Source organism: Pseudomonas sp. PICF6, assembly GCF_009831705.1.
Lineage (GTDB): Bacteria > Pseudomonadota > Gammaproteobacteria > Pseudomonadales > Pseudomonadaceae > Aquipseudomonas > Aquipseudomonas rhizophila.
This window is the reverse complement of sequence record NZ_WUUD01000035.1, coordinates 347,763-350,341: the sequence shown is the minus strand read 5'-3', so window position 1 is coordinate 350,341 and position 2,579 is coordinate 347,763. Positions and strand designations below refer to the sequence as shown.

The following is a 2,579-nucleotide window of genomic DNA, read 5'->3' as shown; positions in this document are numbered from 1 at the left end:
AGCATCGCCCCGCGCAACGCGCTGGAAACCAGCGTGGCGTCTGTCTGGGCCGAGGTCCTGGGGCGCGACACAGTGGGCGTGGAAGACAACTTCTTCACCCTCGGCGGGCATTCGCTGCTAGCGACCCAGATCGTTGCCCGCCTGCGCACCCAATTCAAGCTCGACCTGCCGTTGCGGGTGTTGTTCGAACAGCCGACCGTGGCCTTGCTGGCCGAAGCCATCGGCGCCCGCCAGGCCGAGGCCGCCGCACCGCAGAGCAGCGCGCTCAACATGCCCCAGGCCCGGCCACGCCCGACGCTGCTGCCGCTGTCGTTCTCGCAACAGCGCCTGTGGTTCATCGAACAACTGACGCCGGGCACCACCCTGTTCAACATCCCGTTCGCCCTGCACCTCAAGGGTGAACTCAACGTCCAGGCGCTGCACGCCAGCCTGAACGATCTGCTGGTGCGCCACGAAATCCTGCGTACCGGCATCCACAATAACAACGGCGTGCCCTGCCAGCGCATCAGCCCAGCGCTGGACATCTCGCTGCCCTTCGAAGACTTGTCGAGCCTGACCGCTACCGCGCGCGCCGGCGCGCAGTTCAATGCCTTGCAAGACACCTTCGAGCAACCGTTCGACCTGACCTGCCCTCCGTTGTTGCGGGCGCGCTTGCTGCGCCTGGCGCCGGACGAGCATGTGCTCGGCATCGCCCTGCATCACCTGGTCTCGGACGCCTGGTCGGCCACCATCGCCCTGCGCGAGCTGGCCCTGGGTTATGAAGCCCGTTGCAAGGGCGCCGCCGCCGAACTGCCGGCCCTGCCACTGCAATACGCTGACTTCGCCCTCTGGCAGCGCGAACATCTGCAAGGCGCCGAACTCAAGCGCCAACTCGATTACTGGACCACCACCCTGGACCGTCGCGACAGCGACGCCAGCCCGCTGCTGGCCTTGCCCACCGATCATCCACGGCCATCGGCGCAAAGCTACCGCGCCGGGATCGTGCAGCGTGAACTCAGCGCCGATCTCAGCGACCGGGTACACGCCTTTGCCAGTCGCCTCGGCACCACGCCGTTCACCGTCCTGCTCGCAGGTTTCGCCGTGTTGATGCACCGTTTGAGCGGCGATGCCACGGTGCTGGTCGGCACCCCTGTCACCCACCGGGAACAACCGGGCACCGAAGGGCTGCTGGGCATTCTGTTGAACAACCTGGCGATTCGCGCGGACTTCGAGCCGCAAGCCGACTTCACCGCCCTGGTCAAACAAGTGGCCGAGCGTCTGCGCAACGGCTTGCTGCATCAGGACCTGCCGTTCGAACAATTGGTCGACAGCCTGCAACTGCCACGCAGCCTCAGCCATGCACCGCTGTACCAGGTGATGGTCGCCCAGCAACTGGCCATGGAGTCGCGGTTGCGCTTCCCCGGGTTGGAATTCGAAGCCCTGGACACGCCGCTGCGCCACTCCGAATGCGATCTGGACCTGCACGTGCTGTGCCCGGCCAATGCGCCGATTCGGCTGGAGCTGTTGTTCGCGCAGGATTTGTTCTTCGCCGACAGCGGCCGCCAAATGTTGACGCGCCTGGAGCAATTACTTGAGGGGATGATCGCAACACCGCAACGGCCAATCGCCGAATGGCCTCTGCTGAGTTCTGCGGAACGTCAGCACATACTGATTGACTGGAACGCCACCGAACGTCACTACAGCGGCCCGACCGACCTGCACACCGCGCTCAGCCAACAAGCCGCCCTGAGCCCCAACGCCCCGGCATTGGTGTTCGAAGGCCAGCGCCTGAGCTATGCCGAACTGGATCAACGGGCGCAAACCGTTGCCCGGGCCCTGCGTGCGGCCGGCGTGGGCAGCGACAGCATCGTGCCGCTGTGCATGGAGCGTTCGGTGGAAATGGTTGTGGCCTTGCTCGGCATCGTCCATGCCGGCGCCGCGTGGTTGCCGCTGGACCCGGAATTGCCGGCTGCACGCCTGGCGTTCCTGATCGAAGACGCCGATGCCAAGGTCACCTTGACCCAGGCGCAGTGGCTGGCGCGCCTGCCCGCCGGGCATCAGGCCTGGACCCTCGACGCCCTGCCCCAGGCCCCAGCGTTCGAGCCGATCAGCGTCGAAGCTCATGACCTGGCCTACGTGCTCTACACCTCCGGTTCCACCGGCCAACCCAAAGGCGTGATGAACGAACACGGCGCCTTGATGAACCGCCTGCACTGGATGCAGGACGCCTTCCCGATTGGCCCGAACGACCGTGTCCTGCAAAAGACCCCGTACAGCTTCGACGTCTCGGTGTGGGAGTTCTTCTGGCCGCTGATCACCGGCGCGACCCTGGTGGTCGCCCGCCCGGACGGGCATCGCGACCCGGCCTATCTCAGCCAGTTGATCCAGCAGGAACGGGTCACCACCCTGCACTTCGTCCCGTCGATGCTTCGGGCGTTTGTCGAAGAACCGAGCCTGATCAACTGCCACAGCCTGCGCCAGGTGTTCGCCAGCGGTGAAGCCCTGCCGGTGGATCTGGTGCGGCGCTTCATGGGTCAGCACCCGGCCGCCCTGGTCAACCTGTACGGCCCGACCGAAGCAGCCATCGACGTCTCGGTCTG

Annotated in this window: 1 protein-coding gene; it reads left to right on the top strand. The window is 65.8% G+C overall.

The window, feature by feature from the left end:
- Nucleotides 1–2,579, top strand: a 2,579-nt coding sequence (locus GSM73_RS28040) for a condensation domain-containing protein (RefSeq protein WP_256677103.1), incomplete at both ends; no start/stop codon positions are given.